Below are 23,008 nucleotides of genomic sequence, written 5' to 3' on the forward strand. Positions count from 1 at the left end.
ATCCACAAGTTTTCACACAAAAAATCCCTTGCATTTTATCATTAATGCAAGAGATTTTTACCTTTCCATCCTCTCAATTATCCTTCCACCATTCTCTTTCAGCCACTTCCTTCGCTCCCTATAATCAGGCTGCACTTTCTCCACCTCATCCCAAAACCGCTTAGAATGATTCATCTCCTTACGGTGACACAATTCATGTACTACTACATAATCCTGTATCTCTGGTGGTGTCAACATTAAAAGACAATTAAAATTCAAATTGCCCTTTGCACTACAACTCCCCCAACGTGTTTTCTGATTTCGAATGGTAATTTTGTCATAAGTAACCCCTATACGTTCTGCATAATAGGCTACGCGCTTCGGGAACACTTCCAGAGCCTGTTCTGCCAGTTCCCTTATCTGCTCTGTGGTCAACTTCTCCTGCATTGGCTCTTTCTGCTGCTTTTCCAACATTTTTTGTATATGCTTCTCTATCCAATCAGACTTTTCATTTACAAATCTCTGAATCTCAAAAAGAGGCATATGGTATGGTGCTCGCACCAAAACTTTTGCACTTTTTGTTATTTCGATTATCATGGTTTTTCGATTACTGCGTCGCACCTCAATCTCCATGTTTCTCGTTTCCTTTCCAAAATGGCACTGCATACATCTGTCGCAATGTCTTTGCCACCTTATCATTCTCTTCTTTTTTTACAATTATATCATATTTATCCGGAATGGAGCCAAAAGTTACCGTTTTTTCAAGTCCAGTCATTTTCTTTAAATAATCAAGCATATTTTCTCTGGATGTATTTTTATTATAAATCTTAATATAAGAATATCCCGGATAATCCTCCGATGCATAAAATAATATTTTTAGAGACTTTCCATATCCTTTTTCCTGTAAAAGTTCATAAAACCGCTGAAGACGTTCTGTCTCTGCCAACAGCATAAAATAGACAACACAAACATTTTCTGGCACATTGGCATTAATATAGTTCCGATAAGGAGACGTATGCATTGTCTCAAATACCTTTTTTTCCACTTCATTTTTGAAATCCTGATAAAAAATCAACAGACAATCATCTATAATAACATTAGCAAAACAATTAAGTCCTTCCGCTTTTATAAGCTCTGATATTTCTTTTGATTTTTCACTGGAAATCACAAAACTTTTCACATATGTATTGCTTGAGAAGTCATATAACACTGCTCCATCCATAGCAATAATCGGTATTTGTAGATGAATGCCGTCTAAAACTTTCATCAATGCTGCCGGCGTTCTCATTGTTGATATAGTAAAATTTGCCCCATCATCAATCATTGCATTCAATTCACGTTTACTATAAGTAGAAATCTGTTCTTGTTTTCCAATCAATGTATCATCTACTCCGGATACAAACAATATATCTCTCCGCTTTCTGGTTGGAAGTCGAAAGGAATTAATTCCAATCCCTACTCCAATACCAATCATAGTATCCAGCACACGCTGCCATACAAATAAAAATGGACTGGCATCCCCAATATGAATTACTACAATGCTCAAAAATACTACACAGGAAAAATACGATGCATTCTGTTGATTTAAAAGCAGTGTGGTCTGAATAATGGGTATAATTGTCAAAGAAACCAGTAGAAAATACCCTAATTCATATTGTATTCCCGGCTGACTTAAAAAGGCCTGCTTTATCATAATTACAATCAATCCATACAATGCTCCCACCAACGTCCCTGTTGTTCTCTGAATAGCCATTTCCAAAGTATTTCCAATATAAGGACGAATACACCAAAGTGCAGCCAGCATGGAATAAAAACAGATTCCCTGATGTCCTCTTAATATATAAATAATATAGCAAAATAAAACACTAAGTGCTGACTTTTGAATTCTAAGCCCAATTCTTGGTATTTTTATGTTGCATAATCTCGATTTCATAATCTCTCTCCCACAAAGTCATTTTTTGACACACAATGTTCCCATTATAATTCTTCCGTTCTAAGTATGCAACACCCTGACGTACCATTTTTTTCTACTACTTTATCCACACTTTTATCCATTTGTGTAACATGTTCTTTTCTAATTAATCTTTTACATCAAAAAGGCTATGTCTGCTGTTTCATTCAGACATAGCCTTTTATGTTAACTTCTTTAAATAATCGTTCCGCCACCTACTACAATATCGCCATCATAAAATACTACAGCTTGTCCCGGTGTTATTGCACGAACAGGCTCATGAAACTGACAGACTACCTTGTCCTCTTCTACCTTTCGTATGGTACATGGGGAACCCTTATGACTATAACGAATCTTACCGATTACTTCCATTTCTCCGTCTAAATCCGGAATAGACATAAAGTTAAGATTTTTTGCATACACTGTGGTTCCGAATACGTCCTCGTTGCTACCAATGACTACCTCATTCGTGTCAGGACGAATTGCTGTTACGAATACCGGTTTTCCAAGGGCTATGCCAAGTCCTTTCCGTTGTCCTATGGTATAATGAGTGATTCCTTTGTGCTTTCCAATCACTGTTCCATCTGCCAACACAAAATTACCGGGTGGTGGTACCTGCCCCTTTGCCTCTCTGTCTATAAATCCTGCATAATCATTATCCGGAATAAAGCAAATTTCCTGACTGTCCGGCTTATTTGCTGTCCGAAGTCCGATTTTTTCTGCAATAGCACGAATCTGGTCCTTAGAATAATCTCCTACCGGCATCAGAGTATGAGAAAGCTGATACTGAGTTAGATTGTAAAGTGCGTAGGTCTGATCCTTTGCTGCTGTTACAGACTTTTGCAGTGCATATCTTCCATTGGAAAGCTCCGTAATCTTTGCATAATGCCCGGTAGCAATATAATCCGCGCCAATTTCCATGCTGCGTTTCAACAAAGATTCCCATTTTACATAACGGTTACATGCAATACATGGATTTGGTGTATGTCCTTTTAAATATTCTGCTACAAAGTAATCCATGACATTTTTCTTAAATTCCGCTTTAAAATTCATAACATAATATGGAATATCAAGACTTGCCGCTACTCTTCTCGCATCTTCTACTGCACTTAAGCCACAGCATCCGCCATTTTCCTCTTGCACGAATTCTTCCTCATCCTGCCAAATCTGCATGGTAACTCCAATTACCTCGTAACCCTGTTCCTTTAAAAGATATGCCGCCACGGAGGAATCTACCCCTCCGGACATACCTACTACAACTTTTTTCTTCTCCATACCTTAGTAGTCTTCTTCCTCTTCTTCTTCACTGATATCTGTCTTAGGCTTCTCTAATCCTTCAATTGTAATTCCATTTTTCTCTGCGTAATCCCACAAAGCTGCATGAATTGCTTCTTCTGCTAAAAGAGAACAGTGTACCTTTACTGGTGGAAGTCCGTCTAAAGCTTCCATAACAGCTTTATTTGTTACCTGTAATGCTTCCTGAATGTTCTTTCCCTTTACCAATTCAGTTGCCATGGAACTAGTAGCAACTGCTGCTCCGCATCCAAACGTCTTAAACTTTACATCCTGAATAATTCCATTATCATCAATATCCAGAAAAATTCTCATAATATCGCCGCATTTTGCATTTCCAACAGTTCCTACACCACTGGCGTTTTCTATCTCCCCCATATTTCTCGGGTTCTGAAAGTGGTCCATTACTTTTTCACTGTACATAATTTTTCCTCCAATTTCCGTAATTCTTAAGCTTGTTTCTTCATGTAATCCTCATACAATGGGGACATTTCTCGCAACTGTGCTACGATTTCCTTTATAGCATCAACGGTATAATCAATATCTTCTTTGGTGGTGTCTGCTCCTAATGTCAAACGAAGGGAACCATGTGCTATCTCATGCGGCAGTCCGATTGCCAATAATACATGGGACGGGTCTAAAGAACCTGACGTACATGCAGATCCGGAAGAACCGCAAATCCCCTTCATATCCAGCATAATCAATAAAGACTCTCCTTCAATAAACTGGAAACAAAGGTTTACATTATTCGGTAAACGATTTTTTCTGTGACCATTTACACGAGTAAAAGGTACTTCTTTCAATACACGCTCTATCAGATAATCACGAAGTTCTGCTTCCTTTTCTGTACGTTCCTTCATACTAGCCACTGCCAATTCTGTAGCTTTTCCAAATCCTACAATTCCCGGAACATTTTCAGTTCCTGCACGACGTTTCCGCTCCTGAGCACCTCCATGTACGAAGGAACGAATCTTTACACCCTTTCTAATATATAAGAAACCAATTCCCTTCGGTCCATTCAGCTTATGTCCACTGGTACTTAACATATCAATATTCATTTCGTCTACATTGATTGGTATCTGTCCGAATGCCTGTACTGCATCGGTATGGAATAAAATATCATGTTCCTTTGCAATCTTTCCAATTTCCGCAATTGGCTCTATGGTTCCAATTTCATTATTGGCAAACATAATACTAATCAAAATGGTATCCGGTCGGATTGCCTTTTTCAACTCTTCTAATTTTACCACACCATTCTCGTCTACGTCCAGATAAGTTACTTCATAACCATTCTGTTCTAACCACTGACAGGTATGAAGAATTGCGTGATGTTCTATCTTACTGGTAATAATATGTTTTCCCTTACTCTTATAAGCCTCTGCTGTTGCCTTGAGTGCCCAGTTATCTGATTCACTTCCACCTGCAGTAAAGTAAATCTCATTATCCTTTGCACCAATCGCATTCGCAATCGTTTCTCTCGCCTTAGAAACTGCCTCCTTACTCTTTCCACCAAATTCATACACGGTAGAAGCATTTCCATAAAACTCCGTAAAATACGGAAGCATTGCCTCTACTACTTCAGGTGCGGTTCTGGTAGTTGCCGCATTATCCAGATATATCATTTTTCCCATTTTATTCACCTCTACTGTTCTTTCTTACTTTCCTTTACTAATTCCCCTATATATATGCTGTCCACGGTATCATTAATACTGTCATTAATCTGTTTCCATACAATCTTACTAACACAATGAGCAGAGCCATTACAATGAGTTGTTGCCTTATTGCTGCCAATTCCTGCACAATCTACTGGAGTAAGGTCACCCTCCAGTGCTCTCAAGACATCTCCTACGGAAATCTCCTCTGCCGGCTTTGCAATGACATATCCACCATTTACACCACGGACACTGTTTACAAGTCCTGACTTTTTCAACTTTGCCATAAGCTGTTCTAAATAACTTATGGATATGCCCTGACGTTCCGCAATACTGGTGAGGGATACCGGTTCTTCCTCTCCCCAGACTGCCAAATCAATAAATGCCCGCAGACCATATCTTCCCTTTGTTGATAACTTCATTGCTATCACCTCATTCTTAATTCCGAGTATTTTAGTCGGGTTTTGTACAATCGCATAGTACCACGCTTTGTTTTTTCTGTCAATAGAAGTTATTGGTATTTAGAAGTATTTTTTTACATACATTAAACAGAATCACTTTTTATTTCGGAGGACTTATGAATTCCAAATCCCTGCAAAGCCACCCTCTGCTTACCGGTACGCTCCTTTTAACAATTGCCGGACTAATTTCCCGAATTATCGGTTTCTTCTATAGAATATTCCTTTCCCAAACCATTGGTGCGGAAGGTGTGGGTATTTATCAGTTAATTTTTCCTCTTTACGCCCTTACCTTTTCTCTGACTGTTTCCGGTATTCAGACCGCTATCTCTCGTTTTACTGCCCAAGCAGTCGCTGCTTCTGACAATACCGGCATTCCTCAAAAAAACACAGGACTATGCAATGACCGATGTTATCTTACTGCCGGTCTTATTCTTTCACTGTTTTTGTCCTTTTTATGCACTATTTTTCTTTATCACTTTGCCGAACCTCTGGCAATCTCTTTTCTGGATGAGCCACGTTGCAAGGTCCTATTAGAAATTCTCTCTCTGACAATTCCTTTTGGTGCTATCCATGCCTGCATCAACGGTTACTATTACGGTTTAAAAAAAACCTTCGTTCCTGCTACCTCCCAGCTAATAGAACAAATTGTCCGCGTAGGATGCGTTTTTGTCCTTTACCAAATTTGTCTGGAACAACACAAAACTGTCACTGTCAGTATTGCTGTTTGGGGATTAGTAGCCGGTGAAATTGGTTCTGTACTCTATTCCATTTCTTTTTTGGGACGCGGGAAAAGTTCTGGCAACAGACTTTTAGGATTGAAACAGATTTTTCTTATGTCTACGCCACTATGTGCCAATCGAGTACTCGTAAATCTATTACAAAGTGTAGAAGCCACCATGATTCCGGGACAACTAAAGCACTATGGTTACTCTGTATCTGAAGCATTAAGTGTTTACGGTGTACTCACAGGAATGGCAATGCCTATGGTTCTCTTTCCCTCTGTTATTACAAATTCTGTATCCGTAATGCTACTCCCTGTCATTGCAGAAGCACAGGAAAAAAAAGAACAGCACTACATCCGTAATGCTGTCCGTAAAACATGCTTTTATTGTCTGGTACTTGGCTTCACCTGTACCTTTGCCTTCCTACTCCTTGGCAAATGGATGGGGCGAGTATTATTCGCTAATGAATTAGCCGGTACTTTTATCGTAACCCTTGGCTGGATGTGTCCATTTTTATATCTTTCTACTACATTAAGCAGTGTCTTAAATGGACTTGGTAAAACAACCATTACCTTTCTCTTAAATATTATTGGCCTTGCTATCCGCATTGCTTCTGTGATATGGGGAATTCCCCTGTTCGGCATAAAAGCATACCTTTGGGGAACCCTTATCAGTCAAATTGTAATGGCAATTTCCTCCATTGCTATCCTCGGTAAAAAAGGTTAGACTTCTTATTCCTCTTCGCCAATTGCTTCTAACAATATCTTTTTCGCATAAGAAATTGCCTTTGCCACACTTCCTTCTTCAAATGGTACGGAAAGATTAGCTACCTTTAACAATTCAAGATAACTCTTGCTTCCACCTGCATTACAAAGATTCAGATAATCTTTCCATGCCTGTTCCTTATCCTCTTCATAACGCTTTTTAAACTCCATGGCTCCCATGGTTGTTAATGTATAGTTGATATAATAGAACGGATACAGGAATATGTGAAGTTTATGATACCAGTAGCCTCCACGCTCCATGAATTCATCATCCTCATATTTTCTCCATGGCATGTATTTTTCTTCCAGCTTGTGCCATTCATAGGTACGTTCCTTTGGAGTCAGTTCCGGATGGGCATACACAATATGCTGGAATTCATCTACTGCTACCCCAAATGGTACAAAAGTAATAGCTTCCTGCAAATGTGCAAAACGATATTTATCTGCATCTTTTCCAAAGAACTGTTCTGCATATGGATACGCAAACTGCTCCATTGACATAGAATGAATCTCCGCAATATCTGTAGATTCACTATAATATGCCATGATAGGCTGATGGCGCATTGCCTGATATCCGGCAAACGCATGTCCCAACTCATGACTTAAAACCTGCATATCAAAAATAGTATGATTAAAGCAAGAGAATACATATGGTGCCTTGTAATCCTGCAGATATGTCATATATCCGGTAGATGCTTTGTTTGCCTTATTCTTCAAATCCATCAAATGATGATCAATCATAAAGTCAATGAATTCTCCTGTTTCCGGGCTCATATCATGATACATTTTTCTTGCCTGCTCAATCATGTAATCATCATCTCCGGCTGGCTCTGCATTTCCATCCGGGAAAACAAATTTCTCATCATAGACTTTGATTTCATCCACTCCGATACGCTTTGTCTGCGCTTTGTATAATTTTTCACAAAGAGGTACTATCTCCTTGCGCACTTGTTCACGGAAAGAAGCGACTTCTTCCTGTCCGTAATCACTTCTTCCTTGCTGCTTATAACCCAATGGAATAAAGTTCTCATCGCCAAGAGCCTTTCCCATTTCATTTCGTACGGTTATCAACTCTGCAAAAATCTCTTCCAATTCTGCTTCATTTCCATGATAAAAATCAGAATATGCCTTGAATGCTTCCTTTCTTGTCTGGCGGTCCGGATGCTCAAAGAACTTTTCTATTCCGTATAGATTGTAAGTTTCCCCGCGGAATGGAATCTGAGCAGTTGCCATCATTTTCTGATATCTTGTTGTCAACTCGCCCTCTTTCTGCATAAATGGTACCAATGCGGGATTGAAACTATCCACTTCACGTTGCATAGAAACCAAAACTTCCTTACCATACTCTGCTTCAATGTCCTTCTTAAAAGAACTTTCCAATATTGCCTTATTATATTCCGTCCCAGTTTCTACAATTGTTGGATAAGTATTCTGAATATATTCAATTTCCTTTTCATAGAATTCATCTGTTGTGTCAAGTGTATTTCTAATGTTACAAATAGTCACCAATGTTTGCAGATGACATTCCATCTCTTCCACGCTTTTCATCGCTTCTTTTACTTCTGCATAGGATTTTGCACTTTTTATCTGTTCCGTTGCCTTTTCCCATACTTTCTTCGCTCCTTCAAAATCCGGGCGAACATATTCTAATTCTTCAAATTTAAATGCTTCCATCTTTTTCCCTCTATTTCTCGTCTAATTTTCGAAATTCATTAATATCCTGCACTAGTTCCTTAATACAACGTATCTGATTGTCAAAGACGCCTGCTTTATACAGATTAATCAGTATCATCCCAATAGGAACTGCTATAATCATTCCAATGATACTGCTAAATTTATATCCAATGTACATAAAAATCAAGGTAGCTAACGGATTCATTCCTATACTGTCTCCTACCATCTTAGGCTGAATCAGCTGACGTACCAATTGTGTCACCAGATACAGTATAATCAGTCCCACTGCCATAGTATAATCTTTGGACAATATTTTCAAAATGGCCCACGGACCTAACACTGTTCCTGTTCCAAAAAAAGGAAGTGCATCTAAAAATGCAATCAGCAGTCCTACTAAAAGCACATAGTCAACCTTCAATATCAAAAGTCCAATCACAAGAATGATATACACCACTCCCATAATTTTGAACTGTGCCTTAAAGTAACCACCTACTACATGCTTCAAATCACTAATCACTGTAGAACACCGCTTCCATATTCCATCCGGTATACTTTTTTCAAGCAAATTCAAAATATTTTCCCGATCTGCCGTAAAAAAGTATGCTGATATAATACACATAATAATTCCTATCAATGTTCCCGGTACATTTTTTGCAAAATTTCCGGCAGCTTCAAAGGTCGGTTCTCCAATTGCCTGCACCGCTCCACTGATATATCCTGAAAGATTTTCTGTCGCATTTGATATGCTTTTCTGCATGCTTTTCGGTAATCTATCGTAAAAAATCTGCAGGTTATCTCCAATTTCCTCAAAATCTTCCTGAAAATTTTCATATATCTGGGGAACACTATCAATCAAATTTATAGCTTCTGAAACCAATTTTGCCCCTGCCAGATATCCTACCAGAATCACTGCTGCCAACACACCAATAATTGTAATCATTGAGCCATGCTTTCTCACTACTTTTAATTTTTTTTCCAAAAAATGCACCAACGGATTAGCAATCATGGAGATAATCCATCCGATTACAAATGGCATAAAAAATACCAATAATTTTGGAACTGCAACACACATTAACAGGATTACTAATAATGCCACTAATAAATTAACCAATATTTTTAAATATTTCGTGGACTTTTTCATCTACTCACCCCTTCTTTCGTTTTTTGCATTACTTAGACATCTTTACGTTCCACACCGTACTTTGTTTCCAATTCCTTTACCTTCGCATCATATACTTCTTTCTGCTTATTCTGGATCAACTGCTGATGAATCTGATCTTTCACCTGTTCAAAAGGAATGACAGAACCTTCTTTCTTATCCTCAACACGAATCAGATGATAACCAAATTGTGTCTGAACCGGTCCGATTACCTTTCCAATTTCTCCTTCGAAGGCTGCCTTTTCAAATTCCGGCACCATCTGTCCTCTGGAAAAATATCCTAAATCTCCACCCTGTTCCTTAGAAGGACAGGTAGAATATTTCTTTGCTGCCTCTTCAAATGCAAGACCATCTGCAATTTCTTTTGCAATATCATTAGCAGAATCCTCTGTCTCCACCAAAATATGTTTTGCACTTACCTGTGGCTTTGCTGCAAACAAATCCGGATTCTCTTCATAAAACGCCTTTTCTTCTGCTTCTTCTACTTTTATTCCTTCAATGACACTGGTAGCTGCCATATGGCTTGCTAACTCCACTTGCATCTTCTCTATCATCTCTTTATATTCTTTTGATTCCGGGATTTTCTCATCAATTGCCATTTTATGAAATAAATGGAATGCAATAATCTGCTCCAATACCTGCTGCTTTGCCTGTGGACTAGACATATAGATCTGCTGTTCCGGTGGATAGTTCTTGATTAAATCATTTACTTCCTTTTCTGTAATTTCATGTCCTGCTGCTACTGCTAAAACTTTTTCACTCATGTTCTTTCTACGCGTACTAAAACGCTTCCTTTCTATTAAATACTTGGGAAATTCTGTTATTTTTCGCCTGTTTCTACTCTAACATATCAAGGTTTGTTCGTAAAGAAAAAAGTACCTTTTCTCTTACTTTTTAAGGAAAAAGATACTTTTACTTAAGAAAAAATTTCATTCATGCTTCCAGTTCGATATCCTGCCAAATCCATAGAAACATAGGTAAACCCATATTCCTTTAATTTATTTACAATTTGTTCCCGACATTCTTTTTCTATCAATTTTGAAAATTCCTCCGGCATAACTTCAATTCGCGCCATCTTATCATGAATTCTCACACGCACCTGGTGAAATCCCAAATCAAGCAACAACTGTTCTGCCTGATCTACCATTTTTAACTTTTCTTCACTAATTGTTTCACCATATACAAAACGTGAAGACAGACAAGCAAAGGACTGTTTATCCCAAGTAGGCAATCCAAGTTTCTGGGATAAGTAACGAATCTCTGCCTTAGAAAGTTCTGCATATCTTAGAGGACTCTTTATGCCAAGTTCTGCAACAGCTTGCAATCCCGGGCGATAATCCCCATTATCATCCATGTTAGAACCTTCTGCAATATTTTCCAAGTCATATTCTTTTGCAATTTCTTGAATCTTTTGAAATAATTCCTTTTTACAAAGATAACATCTATTTTTTGGATTTTGACAGAACCCTTCTATTTCCAATTCCTCTGATTTACAAATAATGTGCTGAATCTGCTCTTTTCGGCAAAACTCCTTTGCCTCATTCAGTTCTCTCTTCGGAAAAGAACAGGATTCTGCTGTTACTGCAATCACTTTATCTCCCAATACGTCATGTGCTACTTTTAGCAAAAAAGTGGAATCTACACCACTGGAAAAGGCTACCGCAACACTATGCAAATTTCTCAGATATTCCTTTAATTTTTCCAGTTTCTCTTCTGCATTTTGCTGTTCTATTACTGAAAAATCGCTCATACTTAACCTACGTTTTCCTCCTTCATACCAAAATCTACTTCACTGCCAAACGATTAATCTGAGCTGCCAGATAACCTGCACCGTAACCATTGTCTATATTGACCGTAGCAATTCCATTGGCACAGGAATTAATCATGGTAAGCAACGCCGAAATGCCATTCATACTTGCTCCATATCCTACGGATGTTGGCACTGCTATAACGGGATTGCTTACTAATCCACCAATGACACTTGCCAATGCTCCCTCCATTCCTGCTACTGCCACAACACAATTGGCTTCCTGAACCACATCCATTTCTGATAATAGACGATGAATTCCACAAACTCCCACATCATAAACACGCTCCACATGAGCTCCAAAATACTCCGCGGTCTGTGCTGCCTCCTCTGCCACAGGTATATCTGCTGTCCCGGCAGAACAAACTGCAATACTGCCAATACGCACTTTATCTGCTTTTTCTATCTTCAAGATATGTGATACCTTATCATAATCAATCTGCGGCAATGCCTCTTTTACTATTTCATACTGATGTTCACTTGCTCGGGTACCAAATACTTCTCCGTGCATTTCAAACATTTTTTGATAAATTGATACCAGGTAATCATCTGTTTTCCCACTACAATAAATTACTTCAGGGAATCCTGTACGAACCTCTCTGTGCACATCTAACTTTGCAAATCCCATTTCTTCATAGGGTTGCTTTTTGAAATATCTTTCAGCCTCCTGTATTGAAATTTCTCCGGAACGAACCTTCTCTAATACTTCTCTGGTCTCCATACATTTCACTTCCCATCCAGTCTCTTAAAATTAGACATATAAGTTCTTAAATGTTATGTTTTCTGCCCCACACATAGGTCACAAAATAAATAATTGAAGCAACAATCACTATCATTGGTCCCGTTGCCACATTGGTATAGTAAGAAATAATCAACCCTGTCACCCCGGAAAACATGGAAAACAATACAGAAAAAAAGTGATATTCTCGCATATTCTCTGAAATATTACGGCTGGCCGCTGCCGGAAGAATTAATAATGCATTGATAATAAGAATTCCTACCCACTTAATGGATACCATAACAATCAATGCCGTTAAAATCGCAAATAAATTTTCCATCAATTTCACTGGAATATGTCTGCTCTTTGCCAACGTCCGATTCAAACTTACTGCTAATAGCTTGTTAAATCCAAATATCCAGAAAGCTAATGTAACCGCAAAAATAACAATCAAATATATAATTTCTTCCGGAGTGATACTCAAAATATCCCCAACCAGAATGCTAGAATACTTACTAAAATTGCCACCTTTCGACAATATCGCAAGACCGATTGCCACACTGCAGGAAGAAAAGACAGATATCACCGTATCGGTAGACGCTACTACCTTGCTGCTCAACTGATTCAATAGTACTGCAAACACGATAGCAAACAAAATCATGGATATATTGGTGTTGCTGACTCCAAGCACCACTCCAATGGCAATTCCTGTCAACGCAGAATGTCCCAATGCATCAGAGAAAAAGGCCATTTTTCGATTTACTATCATCGTTCCCATCATCCCAAATAACGGTGTAATAATTAAAATTGCCACAAAGGCATACTTCATAAAGTCATACTGTAACCAGGAGAAAACTTCCATTTATGCCTCCTCCTTTCCACCAAATACCTCTGCAAACTCTGCGCTAGAGAAAACTTCTTTTACACTTCCCTGCTTCAAAATAGTCTCATCTAACAACACCACTTTATCTGCATACCTTTTTACATATTCCAAATCATGCGAAATAAGAATCACCGCTAAGTCGTAGTTCTCTTTTAAATGGTAAATGGTTTTATAAAAAAGTTCCATACCATTTTGGTCTATTCCAGAGACTGGTTCATCTAGAAGAAGTAGATTAGGTTCGTCCATAATTGCCATGGACAACATTACTCTCTGCAATTCTCCACCAGACAGGTTGCACACCTGCTTATCTATCAGATATTCTGCTTCAAATACTCGCAAATGTTCTAGGATGCGTTCTTTCTGTTTCCGGCTTTTCACAGCAAATACTGGTACATTGCTCTGATATGCTGCAATCATATCATATACACTGACCGGTGTCTGTTTTTCAATATTTAACGCCTGAGGCACATATCCAATTTTTAATTTCTGAATCTTGCCATTTTCACTATCCTTAAATTCAATATTTCCGCTATGTGGAATATCTCCAAGAATTGCTCTTATCAAAGTAGATTTTCCTGCACCATTACGTCCAATAATGGCATTTAAGCTTCCACAGTGAATATGAAGATTGATGTCCTTTAAAATCTCCTGTCCGCCAAGTGTCACGCCAAGATGATTTACTTTTATACAATGCAACCCACAAGGCTTTATAATCTTACGCAAACCTGTCATTCCTTTCCTGCTATCTCTTTCATCAGGTCTATGTTTTCCTGCATAGCATTCAGATAGCTATCCTTTTCATATGTTCCACGCACCAGAGCATCCAGATAATACACCTTACAATCGCCTTCTTTTTCCACGGTATTTCCCATGTCTTTCCCATACAGTTCTTCTGCAAAAATCACCGCCACCTGATTGTCACGAATTTGTTCCATTACTTCCGCAACTTCTCCGGCACTGACCTGACGTTCTTCATCCAAATCCATACAATATGTCACATGCATTCCATACTGCTGTGCAACATACTCATATGCTTCATGAAAAATAATAACATTTTTCCCTGAAAGTACTTCCTTTATCTCATCAATCTGATTTGTCAGTTCCTGAATCTTTTCACAATATACGGCAGCATTCTCCTGATACTCCTGCTTATGCTCCTTGTCAACCGCTGAAAGTCCTTGTGCAATATTTTGCACCATTCCTGCATAAAGCTCCGTATCCATCCATGCATGGGCATTTTCATCTCCATGGTCATGCTCTTCTTCGTGAGCGTGTTCTTCTTCTGAATGCTCCTCTTCATGATCATGTTCTTCCTCTTCTAGAAGTTTCAGCCCATCCGTTGCCTGAATAATGGTAAGCTCCGGATAAGATTCTGCCACTTCCGACAAAAAACTTTCAATTCCACCGCCATTTACAATAAAAACATCTGCCTCAGACAAAAGAATCATATCCTGAGGAGTCAGCTGATAATCATGCATACATCCGGTCTGCGGTTCGCTTAAGTTCTTCAAAATCACATCCGGATTGTCACCTATTACATTCTCTGTTGCAATATAAATCGGATAAAAAGAAGTCACTACCTTGATGCTACCATTTTCTTCTCCCGATTTTTCTAATTTTACATATGCAGTTGTAAAAATACCGCCTGCCATAGCAATGGCAAGCAGCATAATCAATACAAAAATATATTTATTCTTTTTCATTCTTTTCCTCAGAAAATCCAAGCAGTGAATCCATCAAATCCCAAATTTCTTCCCTACCCTGCTTTGTTAATGCAGAATAAGGCATAATTGGTGTTCCCGGCTTCACATTCAATCCTGTCCTTAACATCTTTACATGCTTTTGTATCTGGCTTCGATTAATCTTGTCCAGCTTCGTTGCAATAATAATGGGATCATACCCCTGATAAACAATCCAATCATACATCTGCTTATCATTGGCAGATGGCTCATGGCGAATGTCAATCAGTAAAAATACTGCTTTTAGCTGCTTTGAAGTATGCAGATAATTTTCAATCATCTGTCCCCATTTTTCTTTTTCCTTCTGGGACACCTTTGCATAACCATATCCCGGCAAATCCACCAGATACATTGCATCATTGATATTATAATAGTTAATGGTCTGGGTCTTTCCCGGCTGTGCAGAGGTTCTTGCCAGAGATTTTCGATTCATCAGTCCGTTAATCAAGGAAGATTTCCCTACATTGGACTTTCCTGCAAAAGCCACCTCCGGCTTATCGGTATCTGGCAGCTTACTGGTGATTCCGCAGACAATTTCTAATTCTACTGACTTAATTACCATTGATTTCTCCTATTCCTTTACAAATGCGACCTCCAGCACCTGTTCCATCTTTTCTACAAATACAATTTCCAGTCCCTGCTTAATTTCTTTTGCAATTTCCTGAATATCCGGCTCATTCTTCTTTGGAACACAGACAGTCTTAATTCCGGCATTCTTTGCAGCAAGAATCTTTTCCTTCAATCCACCGATTGGAAGCACTCTTCCACGCAAGGTAATCTCTCCTGTCATTGCAACATCTTTGCGCACCTTACGCTTTGTAATTGCAGAAAGCATCGCTGTTGCCATGGTAATTCCGGCAGAAGGACCATCTTTTGGCACTGCACCCTCCGGAATATGAATATGGATATCATGTTCCTTGAAAAATTCCATGTCTATCTGATACTGTTCACTGACAGAACGAATATAACTGATGCCCGCCTGTGCGGATTCTTTCATGACATCTCCAAGCTGTCCCGTCAATTGGAATTCGCCCTTTCCAGGCATAATATTTACCTCGATTTCAAGAGTGTCGCCACCTACGCTGGTCCATGCCAATCCACGAACAATTCCAATCTCATCTGTCTCGTTAATCAAATCATAACTATACTTTTCTTTTCCAAGAATCTTCTCCAAATTACTTTCCGTAATCTTTACCGTTGTTTTTTCCTTCTTGTAGATTTCTTTTGCTGCTTTTCTGCAAAGCTCACCAATCTTACGCTCTAGGTTACGCACACCGGCTTCTCTGGTATAGCCACGAATTAACTTTTCCAATGCTCTGTCACTGATGGAAAGTTCTCCTTCCTTCAGACCGTTCTTTTTCATCTGTTTTGCAATCAAATGCTCTCTGGCAATGTGGCATTTCTCATTTTCTGTATAACTACTAACTTCAATCACTTCCATACGGTCCAAAAGCGGTCTTGGAATGCTCTGTAAATCGTTGGCCGTAGCGATGAAAAGTACTTCAGATAAATCCAAAGGCAATTCCACATAATGATCCCGAAACTTTGTATTCTGTTCTGAATCTAATACCTCCAACAATGCAGATGCGGTATCACCTTTATAATCACTACTCAACTTGTCAATCTCATCCAATAACATCAATGGATTCTTCACACCTGCATATTTCAATCCATTGGCAATACGTCCCGGCATCGCTCCTACATAAGTCTTACGATGTCCGCGAATTTCTGCTTCATCTCGTACACCTCCGAGACTGATACGCACATACTTCTTATCCAAAGCCCGTGCCACTGACTTAGCAATACTAGTCTTACCGGTTCCCGGTGGTCCCACCAGACAGATAATTGGACTTTCACCCTTCTGAGTAAGATTACGCACTGCTAAAAATTCCAGCATACGTTCTTTCACCTTTTCCATGCCATAATGATCTTCATTCAGAATCTCTTCTGCTTCTTGAAGGTTCTTATTATCCTTAGATTCTTTATTCCATGGCAATTCCAAAATGGTCTCAATATATCCGCGAATCACTCCACTTTCAGAAGAATTGGAAGATATGTTTTTGAAACGATCGATTTCCTTTTTCAGTTTGTCTTTTACTTCTTTTCCAGCCTTCAACTTCTTGGTCTCTTCTAAAAAGTGTTCTGCCTCAGAAACCGTATTATCTTCTCCAAGTTCTTCCCGAATCAATTTCATCTGTTCCCGCAGAATATATTCCTTTTGATTCTTATCAACCTTTTCCTTGACTTTTGTCTGAAATTCTTTTTTTATCTGAATGACATTGATTTCATTCATCAGCAAAAGCATCAGAGTCTCATATCTCGCTTCTAATGTCTCAGCCTCTAAAATCTTCTGCTTTTCTTCATATCCTACCGGTAGATTATTGGCAACATAATCAAGAAGCTTATTAAGCTCCTTGATTTCTCCCATCTGACGTGCTATTTCCTTGCCAGGTTTTGGATTTGCGAGACAATAACGTGTAAAGGTTTCCTGAACTCCACGCTTCATAGCCTCCTGCACATCCGTTGGAAGCTCTTCTTCTTCATTTTTATTTGATATTATTTCAACTTCTGCTTCCAGATATTTTTCATATTGGCTAAATCCAACGATTTTAGCACGTTCCATTCCTTCTACCAGAACACGCACAATATTATTCTGTAACTTAATTACCTGTTTTACAATCGCTATTATTCCAACACTATATAAATCTTCCATTCCAGGTTCTTCCTGTTCCACATCTCTTTGTGCTACCAGAAAGATATTCTGATCCTGAAGCATGGCATTTTCCACCGCTTTAACAGACTTCTCACGACTCACATCAAAGTGTGCTACCATTCCTGGAAGAATCGTCATTCCTCTAAGTGCGACTGCTGGAATTTTCCTTTGTTCTTCCCTCATCTTTTGTTCTCCTTTAAGCGGTTTTACTCTCTTTATACTGAATTTCCGGCTCTTCTTCTTCCTCTACTGCTCCTTTTGTAATATTGCAACGAACAATAGATTCATCTGAAGGTACACGATACATAAGATCCAGCATCACTTTTTCCATAATTGCACGAAGACCTCTTGCTCCGGTCTTTCGTTTCAAAGACTTTTCTGCAATTGCTTCAATTGCATCCTCATCAAAGGTCAACTCTACACCATCTAATTCAAACAGCTTTTCATACTGTTTTACTAACGAATTCTTTGGCTCTTTTAGAATACGCACTAATGCTTCCTGGTCTAAAGCATCCAAAGAAACTGTCACCGGTACACGACCTACGAATTCCGGAATTAATCCAAACTTAACAAAATCCTGCGGTAATGCCTGTTTCAACACAACACCGGGATTTTTCTCTCGCTTATCTGCTATCTGTGCATTAAATCCCATGGACTTCTGATCCATTCTAGTCTCAACAATCTTGTCCAGTCCTTCAAAAGCTCCTCCACAGATAAATAAGATATTTGTGGTATCAATCTGGATTAATTCCTGCTGTGGATGCTTTCTTCCTCCCTGAGGTGGAACACTTGCAACAGTTCCTTCTAAAATCTTTAAAAGTGCCTGCTGTACACCTTCGCCTGATACATCACGAGTAATGGACGGATTTTCAGACTTTCTGGTAATCTTATCAATTTCATCAATATAGATGATTCCCTTTTGTGCACGCTCTATATCATAATCTGCTGCCTGAATAATCTTAAGCAGTATATTTTCTACGTCTTCACCAACATAACCAGCCTCTGTCAATGCAGTAGCATCTGCAATGGCAAATGGCACATTCAATATTCTTGCCATTGTCTGGGCAAGCAAAGTCTTACCGGAACCAGTCGGTCCCAACATTAAAATATTACTCTTCTGTAATTCCACCCCTAAATCCTGCGGAGCCAAAATTCTCTTATAATGATTATAAACTGCCACAGAAAGCACCTTTTTTGCTTCCTCTTGACCAATTACATACTCATCCAAAAATGCCTTCATTTCTTCCGGCTTTAACAAATTAATTTCTTCTTCCTCTACTGCTACTGTTTCTTCGCCTTCTAATTCTTCTTCTATGATTTCTGCACAAATATCTACACACTCATCACATATATAAGCACCATTTGGTCCTGCTATCAGCTTTCGCACCTGTCCATCTGTTTTTCCACAGAAGGAACAGCGGATTCTGTCATCCATTCTTCCTGCCATATTTTCACCTCACTAATTTCATTTTAAACTCTTCTTCTATAATTATTATGATGTAAAAAAGTAATTACATTCAACATAAGGGACAGTGGCAAATGCACGCTGTCCCCTGATTCTTTTTACTGTCTGTTTGTAATCACACGGTCAATCAATCCGTATTCCATTGCCTCTGTTGCAGACATGTAATTATCTCTTTCTGTATCTGCCGCAATAACGTCGTATGGCTTTCCGGTATTTTCCGCTAAAATTGTATTTAACTGTCTCTTGGTCTTTTGAATATTATCTGCAACAATCTGAATATCTGTTGCCTGACCTTTTGCACCGCCGGATGGTTGATGAATCATAATCTCTGCATTTGGCAAAGCAAGACGTTTTCCCTTTGTTCCGCCTGCTAATAAAAATGCTCCCATACTTGCGGCAAGTCCGATACAGGTTGTTTCCACATCGCACTTAATATACTGCATAGTATCATAAATTGCTAATCCTGCGGTAACGACTCCTCCCGGAGAGTTAATGTATAAATGGATATCCTTTCCCGGGTCTTCTGACTCTAAAAAAAGGAGCTGTGCAACTACAAGACTTGCAGTTGTCTCATTTACCTCTTCTCCCAAGAAAATAATTCTATCCTTTAACAGTCTGGAATATATATCGTAGGACCGTTCTCCTCTGCTGGTCTGTTCAATGACATAAGGTACTAAACTCATTAATATTCCTCCTTATTTCTTGCCCTGTTCTTGGGGCATTGATTTGCCAAATTTATTTTTCAGCTTCTGCTGCTTCTGCCTCTTTTTCCTTCTTGCTCTTTGGCTTTGCTCTTTCTTTGATGTTTTCCATGATTAAGTCAACAGCCTTCTGAATTGCCATATCTTTCTTCATGGAATCCTTTTCAGCATCTCCCATGTACTCTTTCAGTTTCTCAACTTCCATTCCGTACATCTCAGCCATCTTCTTTAATTCTTCATCGACTTCTTCATCAGAAACTTCGATGTTTTCTTCCTTTGCAATTGCTTCTAATACCAGGCTAGACTGAATACGTTTCAAAGCTTCCGGTTTCATCTGTTCCATCATCTTCTCTACTGTCATACCGGTAAACTGCATGTACTGCTCCATAGATAATCCCTGCTGTGCAATTCTATTTGCGAAGTCATCTACCATAGAACGAGTCTGTGTATCTACCATTGCATCCGGAATCTCCATCTTGGACTTATCAATAATCTTCTGGATTGCTTCATCTTCCTTAGTACGCTTTGCATCTGCTTCTTTTCTCTCAACTAACTTCTTCTCAACACTTTCTTTGTACTCAGCTAAAGTATCGAATTCAGAAACATCCTGTGCGAACTCGTCATCCAATTCTGGCAATTCTTTTGCTTTGATTTCGTTGATTTTTACTTTGAATACTGCTGGCTTTCCTGCTAATTCCGCTGCATGATATTCTTCTGGGAAAGTAACATTTACTTCCACTTCTTCTCCTGCATTCTTACCAACTAACTGTTCTTCAAAAGTATCGATGAAGGAATGGGAACCAATTACCAATGAATGATTTTCTCCCTTACCACCTTCGAATGCAACACCATCAACAAATCCTTCAAAATCAATTACTGCAGTATCGCCATCAGCTACTGGTCTGTCCTCAACAGTAATCATTCTTGCATTGCTTTCTCTTTCTCTATCAATTTCAGCCATAACTTCTTCTTCTGTTACAGATGTATCAATCTTAGTTACCTGTACACCCATGTACTTTCCAAGAGTTACTTCAGGCTTAACTGCTACTTCTGCTGTAAAAATGAAAGACTTTCCTTTTTCAAGCTGTGTAATATCAATAGTAGGACGAGATACAATATCTACACCAGATTCATCAACAGCTTTTGGATACTCCTGATTAATCAGCATATTTGCAGCATCTTCAAAGAAAATCTCTGCGCCATACATTTTTTCAATCATATGTCTTGGTACTTTTCCCTTACGGAAACCTGGAAGGCTAATCTGGCTCTTCTGTTTCATATATGCAGCCTGAATTGCTTTTTCTAATTCTTCTGCGGAAACCTCGATAGTGAGTTTCGCCATATTCTTTTCTAAATTTTCTACCTGTACGCTCATTACAACTATTTCCTCCTTAATATATATCTTATCCTTTCCCATCCATTTTAAGAATGGTGTGCAGACGTACTTTTCTTTTCATATTAATAGGACACAATGCTAGAGCATAATGTCCTACACTACAGTCATTCTGAAATTATAACACACTGTTTTCTAAAATACTAGTGTTTTTTTGATATTCTTACTTAGAATTTAAACTTCCGCGTCTGCTCATTCAAGTTCTCGCTCAAATTCGATAACAAAGAGGTCTCCTCACGGCACTTATCGATACTTCCAGTAAGCGAATGCATTGTTGTACTGGTTTCTTGCGTAGAAGCTTCATTTTCTTGCGCGATTGCTGCAAGCTGTTCAATCACACTGCTAACATCTGCCTTCAACTCATTAATCTTACTGGTCTGTTCAAAAATATTCTTCGAAGCTTCTGATACTTCTGAAATTTCTACCTTCAAACCTTCAAATGATTGTCGTGTTCCATTCAGCTTTTCATGCTGGCATACTGCATTGTTGCTTAGTTCCTCCATTTTAATCACACTGTCTTGAGAATTGCTCATCAGTTCCATGGCAATGCTGTCAATTTCAGCAGCACTTTGCGCCGAATTCTCTGCAAGCTTGCGAATCTCTTCTGCCACAACCGCAAATCCCTTGCCGGCCTCTCCTGCTCTGGCAGCTTCAATACTTGCATTTAAGGACAGTAAATTCGTCTCTTCTGCAATCCCCTGAATAATTGATACTGCTTTCTTAATTCTTTCAGTAGATTCGTTCGTCAAATTCGCCTGATCCATAACCTGTTTGATATTGCCGGTTGTCTGGTCATTAATCTCTACGAGTTCTGCCAACATCATATCTGACTCATTTGCTAATCTATTCATCCTATCAATGGACTCTTCCAAAACACTCACAGCACTGCTATTTGATTCGATTGCCGCTCCAATATAATTTACCTGATTTCCCGCCGAAGTAGTCTCCTGAGTCTGTGAAGTACTTCCCATGGCAATCTGCTCTACTGCGGTATTGACATGAATAATGTTATCTACAATCTCGGTAAACTCCCGTTCAAACTCTACATTACTATTTGCAAGTTTACTTCCCTGTATTTGAATTGCTTCAATAATTTTGCGCAATTCCACATACAGGTTACTAATTGCTCGACTCATCAGACCGACTTCGTCCTTTCGCTTGTTTAAGGTTCCCTGTCCTCTATTTTCTGTAAAATCAAGCATTGCAACCTTATTCACAATTCCTGTCAACTTATTTAGCGGTGCTATCATTCGTCTGGTCATAATCACGCCAAACACCAATAATACAGCCAAAGTAATCAAACCACTCACCAAAATAATAATGGTCATCTGATGAGTTGATTCGAAAATTTCTGCCGAATCCACAGTGATTACCAAAATAAAATCTCCGGTGGAATTTATATAATAAGAAGCATATTTTTCCGTTCCGCCTTCTTCATATTCCGCACATGACGGCTTACTTATTTCATCATTCTCCATATCCTTTAACAGCCCCGTAACAACCTTATCTTCAACAGGCTGCCCTATCAGTTCCTCTGTCGGATGGTACAACACTGTTCCGTCAGCTGAAACCAGATATGCATAACTGGTAGTGGTATCTTTTATATTAACTTCCTCTAGAATACTTTTTAAAAATAGAGGTTTGTCTAAATTTTTCGGATTCTGTATTACCTGCAAACTCAAAATATAGCCATACGCTTTCACTTCATCTAGCATATAATTCTGTGTTACTCTTTTCATGTTACTGCGGACCCTTGGAAGTGTCGTAACCAGACTAACCACTGTAGATAAAATAATACCAACTATCAAAAGTACCAACATTCTAAATTTCATGGAATGCGTAAGTTTAATTTTTTCTTGCATAAGATTAGGGTGTCAAAAGACACATTAATTAATATCTGATTTTGTTTGTACCTTGAAAATTTAACACGAATT

Annotated in this window: 21 protein-coding genes; 1 reads left to right on the forward strand and 20 read right to left on the reverse strand. The window is 38.7% G+C overall.

Translation table 11 applies throughout. The features are described 5' to 3' along the window. Positions 1-57 precede the first annotated feature (57 nt). The 6 genes from BIV20_RS10535 to BIV20_RS10560 all read right to left on the reverse strand — a co-directional run bounded on the left by BIV20_RS10535 (position 58) and on the right by BIV20_RS10560 (position 5,297). Entirely contained in the window at positions 58-612 is a 555-nt protein-coding gene (locus BIV20_RS10535; protein WP_083655186.1) for a M48 family metallopeptidase, read from the reverse strand. After that, positions 602-1,912, reverse strand: a complete 1,311-nt coding sequence (locus BIV20_RS10540; protein ID WP_075720697.1) for an HAD hydrolase family protein — start codon at positions 1,910-1,912, stop codon at positions 602-604. The genes BIV20_RS10535 and BIV20_RS10540 overlap by 11 nt, the downstream gene beginning before the upstream one ends. 213 nt (positions 1,913-2,125) lie before the next feature. Beyond that, positions 2,126-3,205: a tRNA 2-thiouridine(34) synthase MnmA gene (gene mnmA / locus BIV20_RS10545; RefSeq protein ID WP_075720698.1), complete on the reverse strand. Its 1,080-nt coding sequence runs from the start codon at positions 3,203-3,205 to the stop codon at positions 2,126-2,128. A 3-nt stretch (positions 3,206-3,208) separates the two neighbouring features. Then, entirely contained in the window at positions 3,209-3,646 is a 438-nt protein-coding gene (gene nifU, locus BIV20_RS10550; protein ID WP_075720699.1) for a Fe-S cluster assembly scaffold protein NifU, read from the reverse strand. Positions 3,647-3,672: 26 nt separating this feature from the next. Beyond that, on the reverse strand, positions 3,673-4,854 hold the full coding sequence (nifS, locus tag BIV20_RS10555) for a cysteine desulfurase NifS (protein ID WP_075720700.1): 1,182 nt from the start codon (positions 4,852-4,854) through the stop codon (positions 3,673-3,675). 11 nt (positions 4,855-4,865) lie between these two features. After that, a complete protein-coding gene (locus tag BIV20_RS10560) occupies positions 4,866-5,297 on the reverse strand; it encodes an RrF2 family transcriptional regulator (protein ID WP_075720701.1) in 432 nt (143 codons plus the stop codon). A gap of 155 nt (positions 5,298-5,452) precedes the next feature. Here BIV20_RS10560 and BIV20_RS10565 point away from each other — a divergent pair, with 155 nt between their 5' ends. Then, positions 5,453-6,784, forward strand: coding sequence for a polysaccharide biosynthesis protein (locus BIV20_RS10565; RefSeq protein ID WP_075720702.1), 1,332 nt, complete (start codon positions 5,453-5,455; stop codon positions 6,782-6,784). Between the two features lie 5 nt (positions 6,785-6,789). On the opposite strand, the gene BIV20_RS10570 is transcribed toward BIV20_RS10565, so the two are convergent. From BIV20_RS10570 to BIV20_RS10635, 14 genes are all read right to left on the reverse strand, one after another. Next, complete coding sequence (locus BIV20_RS10570; protein ID WP_075720703.1) at positions 6,790-8,496, reverse strand: M3 family oligoendopeptidase; 1,707 nt, start codon at positions 8,494-8,496, stop codon at positions 6,790-6,792. Between the two features lie 10 nt (positions 8,497-8,506). Next, positions 8,507-9,637, reverse strand: coding sequence for a sporulation integral membrane protein YtvI (gene ytvI, locus BIV20_RS10575; RefSeq protein WP_075720704.1), 1,131 nt, complete (start codon positions 9,635-9,637; stop codon positions 8,507-8,509). A 32-nt stretch (positions 9,638-9,669) separates the two neighbouring features. Continuing rightward, the gene (locus BIV20_RS10580; RefSeq protein ID WP_075720705.1) at positions 9,670-10,419 is read right to left on the reverse strand and encodes a peptidylprolyl isomerase; all 750 of its coding nucleotides are present in this window, start codon (positions 10,417-10,419) and stop codon (positions 9,670-9,672) included. 152 nt (positions 10,420-10,571) lie between these two features. Next, positions 10,572-11,405 (reverse strand): ATP-dependent sacrificial sulfur transferase LarE, encoded by an 834-nt coding sequence (gene larE, locus BIV20_RS10585; protein ID WP_075720706.1) that lies wholly within the window; start codon positions 11,403-11,405, stop codon positions 10,572-10,574. A gap of 34 nt (positions 11,406-11,439) precedes the next feature. After that, positions 11,440-12,183, reverse strand: coding sequence for a nickel pincer cofactor biosynthesis protein LarB (larB, locus tag BIV20_RS10590; RefSeq protein WP_075720707.1), 744 nt, complete (start codon positions 12,181-12,183; stop codon positions 11,440-11,442). Positions 12,184-12,229: 46 nt separating this feature from the next. Beyond that, a complete protein-coding gene (locus BIV20_RS10595; RefSeq protein WP_075720708.1) occupies positions 12,230-13,042 on the reverse strand; it encodes a metal ABC transporter permease in 813 nt (270 codons plus the stop codon). Then, positions 13,043-13,795 (reverse strand): metal ABC transporter ATP-binding protein, encoded by a 753-nt coding sequence (locus BIV20_RS10600; protein ID WP_242939822.1) that lies wholly within the window; start codon positions 13,793-13,795, stop codon positions 13,043-13,045. Beyond that, entirely contained in the window at positions 13,792-14,766 is a 975-nt protein-coding gene (locus tag BIV20_RS10605) for a metal ABC transporter substrate-binding protein (protein WP_075720709.1), read from the reverse strand. The genes BIV20_RS10600 and BIV20_RS10605 overlap by 4 nt, the downstream gene beginning before the upstream one ends. Beyond that, a complete protein-coding gene (yihA, locus tag BIV20_RS10610) occupies positions 14,753-15,364 on the reverse strand; it encodes a ribosome biogenesis GTP-binding protein YihA/YsxC (protein ID WP_075720710.1) in 612 nt (203 codons plus the stop codon). The genes BIV20_RS10605 and yihA overlap by 14 nt, the downstream gene beginning before the upstream one ends. A gap of 9 nt (positions 15,365-15,373) precedes the next feature. Further along, entirely contained in the window at positions 15,374-17,698 is a 2,325-nt protein-coding gene (gene lon, locus BIV20_RS10615; protein WP_075720711.1) for an endopeptidase La, read from the reverse strand. Between the two features lie 13 nt (positions 17,699-17,711). Next, the gene (gene clpX, locus BIV20_RS10620) at positions 17,712-18,962 is read right to left on the reverse strand and encodes an ATP-dependent Clp protease ATP-binding subunit ClpX (protein WP_075720712.1); all 1,251 of its coding nucleotides are present in this window, start codon (positions 18,960-18,962) and stop codon (positions 17,712-17,714) included. A gap of 116 nt (positions 18,963-19,078) precedes the next feature. Next, positions 19,079-19,663, reverse strand: coding sequence for an ATP-dependent Clp endopeptidase proteolytic subunit ClpP (clpP, locus tag BIV20_RS10625; RefSeq protein ID WP_075720713.1), 585 nt, complete (start codon positions 19,661-19,663; stop codon positions 19,079-19,081). A 52-nt stretch (positions 19,664-19,715) separates the two neighbouring features. Further along, the gene (tig, locus tag BIV20_RS10630; RefSeq protein WP_075720714.1) at positions 19,716-21,056 is read right to left on the reverse strand and encodes a trigger factor; all 1,341 of its coding nucleotides are present in this window, start codon (positions 21,054-21,056) and stop codon (positions 19,716-19,718) included. A 185-nt stretch (positions 21,057-21,241) separates the two neighbouring features. Further along, the gene (locus BIV20_RS10635) at positions 21,242-22,813 is read right to left on the reverse strand and encodes a methyl-accepting chemotaxis protein (RefSeq protein ID WP_330554292.1); all 1,572 of its coding nucleotides are present in this window, start codon (positions 22,811-22,813) and stop codon (positions 21,242-21,244) included. Between the last annotated feature and the right edge of the window lie 195 nt (positions 22,814-23,008).

Source organism: Roseburia sp. 499, assembly GCF_001940225.2.
In the GTDB taxonomy this organism is placed as follows: domain Bacteria; phylum Bacillota; class Clostridia; order Lachnospirales; family Lachnospiraceae; genus Petralouisia.

Excerpts from the sequence above, each read along its gene's own strand:
- BIV20_RS10535 (WP_083655186.1), bottom strand. The coding sequence starts at position 612 with ATGGAGATTGAGGTGCGACGCAGTAATCGAAAAACCATGATAATCGAA.
- BIV20_RS10540 (WP_075720697.1), bottom strand. The coding sequence starts at position 1,912 with ATGAAATCGAGATTATGCAACATAAAAATACCAAGAATTGGGCTTAGA.
- mnmA (WP_075720698.1), bottom strand. The coding sequence starts at position 3,205 with ATGGAGAAGAAAAAAGTTGTAGTAGGTATGTCCGGAGGGGTAGATTCC.
- nifU (WP_075720699.1), bottom strand. The coding sequence starts at position 3,646 with ATGTACAGTGAAAAAGTAATGGACCACTTTCAGAACCCGAGAAATATG.
- nifS (WP_075720700.1), bottom strand. The coding sequence starts at position 4,854 with ATGGGAAAAATGATATATCTGGATAATGCGGCAACTACCAGAACCGCA.
- BIV20_RS10560 (WP_075720701.1), bottom strand. The coding sequence starts at position 5,297 with ATGAAGTTATCAACAAAGGGAAGATATGGTCTGCGGGCATTTATTGAT.
- BIV20_RS10565 (WP_075720702.1), top strand. The coding sequence starts at position 5,453 with ATGAATTCCAAATCCCTGCAAAGCCACCCTCTGCTTACCGGTACGCTC.
- BIV20_RS10570 (WP_075720703.1), bottom strand. The coding sequence starts at position 8,496 with ATGGAAGCATTTAAATTTGAAGAATTAGAATATGTTCGCCCGGATTTT.
- ytvI (WP_075720704.1), bottom strand. The coding sequence starts at position 9,637 with ATGAAAAAGTCCACGAAATATTTAAAAATATTGGTTAATTTATTAGTG.
- BIV20_RS10580 (WP_075720705.1), bottom strand. The coding sequence starts at position 10,419 with ATGAGTGAAAAAGTTTTAGCAGTAGCAGCAGGACATGAAATTACAGAA.
- larE (WP_075720706.1), bottom strand. The coding sequence starts at position 11,405 with ATGAGCGATTTTTCAGTAATAGAACAGCAAAATGCAGAAGAGAAACTG.
- larB (WP_075720707.1), bottom strand. The coding sequence starts at position 12,183 with ATGGAGACCAGAGAAGTATTAGAGAAGGTTCGTTCCGGAGAAATTTCA.
- BIV20_RS10595 (WP_075720708.1), bottom strand. The coding sequence starts at position 13,042 with ATGGAAGTTTTCTCCTGGTTACAGTATGACTTTATGAAGTATGCCTTT.
- BIV20_RS10600 (WP_242939822.1), bottom strand. The coding sequence starts at position 13,795 with ATGACAGGTTTGCGTAAGATTATAAAGCCTTGTGGGTTGCATTGTATA.
- BIV20_RS10605 (WP_075720709.1), bottom strand. The coding sequence starts at position 14,766 with ATGAAAAAGAATAAATATATTTTTGTATTGATTATGCTGCTTGCCATT.
- yihA (WP_075720710.1), bottom strand. The coding sequence starts at position 15,364 with ATGGTAATTAAGTCAGTAGAATTAGAAATTGTCTGCGGAATCACCAGT.
- lon (WP_075720711.1), bottom strand. The coding sequence starts at position 17,698 with ATGAGGGAAGAACAAAGGAAAATTCCAGCAGTCGCACTTAGAGGAATG.
- clpX (WP_075720712.1), bottom strand. The coding sequence starts at position 18,962 with ATGGCAGGAAGAATGGATGACAGAATCCGCTGTTCCTTCTGTGGAAAA.
- clpP (WP_075720713.1), bottom strand. The coding sequence starts at position 19,663 with ATGAGTTTAGTACCTTATGTCATTGAACAGACCAGCAGAGGAGAACGG.
- tig (WP_075720714.1), bottom strand. The coding sequence starts at position 21,056 with ATGAGCGTACAGGTAGAAAATTTAGAAAAGAATATGGCGAAACTCACT.
- BIV20_RS10635 (WP_330554292.1), bottom strand. The coding sequence starts at position 22,813 with ATGAAAAGAGTAACACAGAATTATATGCTAGATGAAGTGAAAGCGTAT.